Origin of the sequence: Novacetimonas hansenii JCM 7643, assembly GCF_000964405.1 — a bacterium.
GTDB lineage: Bacteria > Pseudomonadota > Alphaproteobacteria > Acetobacterales > Acetobacteraceae > Novacetimonas > Novacetimonas hansenii.
The window spans coordinates 1-5,126 of the sequence record NZ_BANE01000196.1; the positions used below are offsets into that span (position 1 = coordinate 1).

Annotated in this window: 3 protein-coding genes; 2 read left to right on the forward strand and 1 reads right to left on the reverse strand. The window is 62.7% G+C overall.

The genetic code is table 11. The annotated features are described in order from the left end of the window. Positions 1–212: 212 nt before the first annotated feature. Positions 213–1,484 (reverse strand): ABC transporter substrate-binding protein, encoded by a 1,272-nt coding sequence (locus B7G66_RS12900; RefSeq protein WP_003621892.1) that lies wholly within the window; start codon positions 1,482–1,484, stop codon positions 213–215. A 468-nt stretch (positions 1,485–1,952) separates the two neighbouring features. Here B7G66_RS12900 and B7G66_RS12905 point away from each other — a divergent pair, with 468 nt between their 5' ends. Both B7G66_RS12905 and B7G66_RS12910 read left to right on the forward strand, forming a co-directional pair. Then, positions 1,953–3,062 carry a lysophospholipid acyltransferase family protein gene (locus tag B7G66_RS12905; protein WP_003621896.1) on the forward strand — a complete coding sequence of 370 codons (1,110 nt, stop codon included), beginning with the start codon at positions 1,953–1,955 and terminating at the stop codon, positions 3,060–3,062. Between the two features lie 272 nt (positions 3,063–3,334). After that, positions 3,335–5,126 (forward strand): diguanylate cyclase domain-containing protein (locus B7G66_RS12910; RefSeq protein WP_239016139.1); only part of this gene is annotated, 1,792 nt, incomplete at its 3' end.

A 5,126-nucleotide genomic window follows, 5' to 3' on the forward strand; every position in this document is an offset into this window, starting at 1 on the left:
AAGCTTTTTGGAAAAAGCTTCACCAAAAACTTTTATAATTTCAGCATGTTATCAAGCCTGACTTTTTGAACAGCCTCTATATAGGGTATCAGGGCCATCCCGCCTGAGGGCTGCGGACGATCATCGTGGGGGAGGGGATCTGCCGCCCGTCATGATCTGCCCGTCATGATCTGTCCACCATGATCCACCTGCCATGATCCGTGCGTCTGGTCTTACGGGGCCTGCATCACGCTGGTCCACAGGGCCTGCAACCTGTGGCGCATGTCGGGTGAAAGCTGCGGCAGCATGCGTGTCGCCGCGATCTGTGCCGGCTGGTCTTCCCAATGCAGGGCATTTTTGATCGCGGGGTCGAGCGGCGTGCGCATGTCCGCCGGCATCCCCCAGTAACATGAGGAGGTGGCAAGGTGCGCCTGTGCCTGCGGCGTGCGCAGGTATTTTGCAAACCGCAGCGCCATGTCCTTGCGTTGGGAGGATGAAAGCACCGCCACCGCCTGCTGCCACCGCAACGCGCCCTGCCGGGGAATGAGGTAGGTCAGGGTCGGGTGCGCCGACAGCACCGGCGTCGCCGCCTGCTGCGCAGGGACAGAAGCCGCGGCCGCGGCAGGAACAGGCGCGGCGTCTGCCTGCGCGGGGGGATGCGCGCCGGGCGGCAGGGGCGGGGCATCGGCATCATCGCCATCGCTGTTGGCGCCCTGTACGGCAGCGGCGGCGGGCTGTCCCTTCTGCACCGCGCCGTCATGGCCGATGCCTGCCGTGGTCCATGCGCCGCCCCCTACGACGATATCCACCTGCCCATCGGCCAGCGCCTGCTGTGTCGTGGCCATGTCGCCCACGATGGCGGCATTCGCCCTGAGGGCGACAAGCTTTGCCTGCAATGCGGGGATGTCTTCCGCGCCAAGCTGCGCGGGATCTTTGCCCAGCGCCAGCGCGACGTAGGAGATCACAGGCAGGTAGGAATCATAGATCGCGATGCGGCCCTGATATTCTGGCTTCCAGATTTCGTTGATATCGGACAATGCCTGTGCCGATACCTTCGCCTGATCGAAGGCAAGGGCGAAATACCCGAATTTTTCCGGCACGGCATACAGGTGCCCGTCGAACGATCCCGCCTGTGGGTCGGCCACGGCGGCGGGAATGCCGGTGGTGGGGAAATCCGCCGCATCCAGTGGCATCAGCATGCCGTTGCGCGCCATGGGCATCAACTCTGCCTCGTCCGTGGCGACAAGGTCCCAGTCACCGGGCTGCGCCTGCTGGATGACCGACATTACGGATTCGACCGCGACGGTGTCGATGTCGCGGAAATGCACCTGCACGGCGTTTGCCTGTTCAAACGGGCGCAGCAGTTCCGGGTCCTCGTGGTCGCAGCTTGTCAGGATGTTAAGCACATCATCGCGCGCCCGGGCCGTGTGGCAGGCAAGGGGCGTGGTGGCAAGCAGAACAGCCGTGGCGGCGGATAACAGGCCGTAACCGGACCATCCGGACATCAGGGGCACTCCTTGGGCTGGTTGGGGGCGCAGGGCACGCAGGGCAAAGGGCATACAGGGCAATGAGGGGAGCACGAGAGGCCCCGCGGCATGGCAGGGCGTGCCAAAGAGGGTGTGGGGCCGCGATGCGTGATCGCGTAACCGTGTCATTCATACCTGATAATGCCAGCCTGATAATGCGGGATATGGAGGATGTGACAAAAAAATATTTTACGGAACCATCGCCGCCTGCCCTTCTCGTTGCGCCCTGCTCTTATCGTTACGCAAAGTATCATCCCCGTCCCATGGCCCCCGGTCGGGGGTGGGTGTACTTGACGCGCCGGGAGGTGGGGGCTACGTCCGACGAAGGGCCGGACGACACAAGGCCGGCGCGCACCCGCACTGCGGTGCAGGCCGCGCGGGTCGGTCCTGCCACAGTGATCGCGACGCCAGTCGGCGCGGTCTGTCCCACCGATCTATGGATAGGGCATGATTGCCGATTTCATTAAGCGCCGCATCCTGCGACGTCGCGATACCTCCACCATACCCACGCCCCAGCCGCACCCCACGCGGGAGCGTCGTGCCCTTGCGCCCGTGACGTCGCGCGATGTCGCGGATATCGCGGCGCTGCGCATCCATCCGCAGGGGCCATGGCGTGAACGCGCACGCACCGCGCGCGGGATCGGTCGCCTTGCCGCCATTACGGTGTGGGTGCCGCTTTCGGTCGGGTTCGAGGCGGTGTTGCTGCTGGTGCCCGGCACGGCGAAAATCCGCTGGACGCGCTTTGTCTGGGGGGGGCTGTGCTTCCTGCTGTCCATGAATATCCGCGTCATCGGGCGCAGGGCCGGGTCCGTGGGCGGCGCGCGTGCCCGTGCGCGCGGCGAACGGCCTGTGATCTATGTCTCCAACCATTCATCGTGGCTTGACGTGCCGGTGCTTGGCACCGTGCTGCCCTCGAACTTCGTGGCCAAGGGCGATATCGAGAAATGGCCCATTATGGGCCTCGTCTCGCGCATTGGACGGACCATCTTCGTCAGTCGCCAGCGCAGCACGACCGGCCGCGAACGCGATGAAATGATGGATCGCCTGATTGGTGGCGACAACCTTGTACTGTTCCCTGAAGGAACGTCGTCGGACGGGTCGCGCGTGCTGCCGTTCATGTCGGCCTTCTTTGCGATTGCAAAGCTGCCCCGCATTCCGCGCGGGCGTGAAAACACGCCGGAGGCCGAGGCCATGCGCCAGCACCCGCCGGGGATGACGCCACTGATCCAGCCGGTTTCCGTGGTGTATGACCGGCTGGAGGGGGTGCCCGTCAACCGTGCCCGTCGCCCGGTCTTTGCATGGTATGGGGATATGGAACTTGGCCCCCATGTGTGGCAGCTGGTGAAATGGCGGTCCATGCGGGCGACTGTCATGCTGCACCCGGCGCTCGACCCCGATGATTTCCCCAGCCGCAAGGCCCTGGCGCAGGCGGCCTGGCGCGCCGTATCACAGGGTGCGGCCGAATTGCGGCAGAACGCGGAACAGGACCCCGCGGCGTGCGAATATGCCTGCCGCCCGCTTGGCGGCCTGCTGCCACAGGATCTTCATACCCCCTGAATGTGCGGCATGCATGCCGCGCAGTGTAAAATAATACCGCGTAAATATTGTAAACATCGTAAACATTGAGGCATATCATGTGTCGTCATCCGCGCAGCGGATATCGTGGGGCATGATGTGGGTCCGTTCATGCATGGCGCATGGCGGGAAATATCGGTCTGAAAACGCAGCCGCCTGGCTGTGCGGGCATGGGGTCATCCCTTCGGGCCGTGCGAGATGATGTGAAACCTGAAACGTGTGGGGCCGCCCGCACGGGCGAGCTGGAGAGCGTGGTGAGTCAGCCCAAGATTAACGCCGAGATTCTGTTGCCTGCCATGGAACAGGCGATTGACCCCATCGTCATCATTGATGAGCACAATAGCGTCATTTTCTTCAACCCTGCGGCGGAACGTATGTGGGGCCTGGCGCGCGCCGACGTGATTGGCCGTAATGTAAGCTGCCTTGTCCCGCTCGATTATCGCAAGGACCATGACAGCTTCATCACCCATAACCGCAAGACCGGGCTGAACAAGATCGTCGGCACCTCGCGCGAGGTGGAGTTCACGCGCGCCGATGGTGAATATGTGTGCGGCGAGCTTTCGATCTCCAAGGTGCAGCTTCCCGGTACGGACAAGACCTATTACATCGCGGTGATGAAGGACGCGACGGAGGAAAGCCAGCGGCGCAAGATCCTCATCCTCCAGAATGACGTGCTTCAGGCGCTTGCCGCGGACCTTCTGATCCAGGATGTGGCGGACCTGCTGTGCCGCCGGGTGGACAGTTTCGTTCCCAATTCGGTCGCGTGCCTGATCCTTGTTGATTCCGACAACCGCCTGCAGATCCTTTCGGCCCCCGGCCTGCCCAAGCGCTATTTCAACGCGCTGGAGGGGCTGAAGCTCGAACCCGCCGACCTTGCCCGCCTCCAGCGCGAACCGTCCTACAGCAATCATATCCTGTGGCATAATTACCAGTCGATCGCGATGTCGCTGGGGCTGGAACATTGCCGTTCCGCGCCGATCCGCACGCATAACAACCAGGTGTCGGGCCTGTTTGCGCTGTATTCGCGCGATCCCAACGCCCCGCAGAGCTGGCCCGAACGGATCGTTGACGCCTGTATCCCGTTCTGTGCCCTTGCGGTGGAACAGAACGCGACGCGCCAGCATATCTCCCAACTGTCGAACTTTGATTCCCTGACCGGCCTGCTCAATCGTTCGTCGCTGCACAAGATCATCGACGCGCTGATCATGCGCGAAGGCGACAGCCGGTTCTACCTGTTCATGGTGGATATCGACCGTTTCCGCGACATCAACGATGCGCTGGGCCATGTCTATGCGGACCAGTTCCTTGTCGAAATCGGACAGCGCATCCGCGATCTGGTGCAAGATGATTATATCATCAGCCGTTCGGGCGGGGACGAATATATCGTCATCGTGCCCGACTGCACGCAGGCCAAGGCCGTCAAGTTTGCCGAACTGCTGATTTCCACCATCGCCAAGCCGATGCAGGTGGGTGAAAACACACTCAGCATTTCGTGCAGTGTCGGTATCAGCAGCTTCCCCGACAATGGCCCCGACAGCGAATCCCTGCTCAGCAACGCGGATTCCGCCATGCGCCAGGCCAAGGCGGACGGGCGTGGCGTCTACCGCTTTGCCGGACAGGAAAAGAACCAGGTGGCGCAGGACCGGCTGGTCCTTGGCTCCGCGCTGCGGGACTCGCTGGCCAAGGGGATGCTCAACCTGCATTACCAGCCACAGGTCGAAGCCGCGAGCGGCGGCCTGTATGGGGTGGAGGCCCTGTCGCGGTGGCATCATCCCCACCTTGGCAACATCTTCCCCTCGCGTTTTATCGCGGTGGCGGAGGAAACGGGACAGATCGAGGCCATTGGCCGGTGGTCCCTGCATGAAGCCTGCCGGCAGATGCGCCATTGGGACGATGCGGATGTGCATGTCCCCACCGTTGCGGTGAACCTGTCGGCGGTGCATTTCCGCAACCGCGCTTTGCCGGAATATATCTCCAACCTGTTGCGGCAGTTCAACCTGAAGCCTGACCGCCTGACGGTGGAAATCACCGAAAGCGTGATGATGG

Bases quoted from the DNA above. Each gene is read 5' to 3' on its own strand.
- B7G66_RS12900 (WP_003621892.1), bottom strand. From the start codon at position 1,484: ATGTCCGGATGGTCCGGTTACGGCCTGTTATCCGCCGCCACGGCTGTT.
- B7G66_RS12905 (WP_003621896.1), top strand. From the start codon at position 1,953: ATGATTGCCGATTTCATTAAGCGCCGCATCCTGCGACGTCGCGATACC.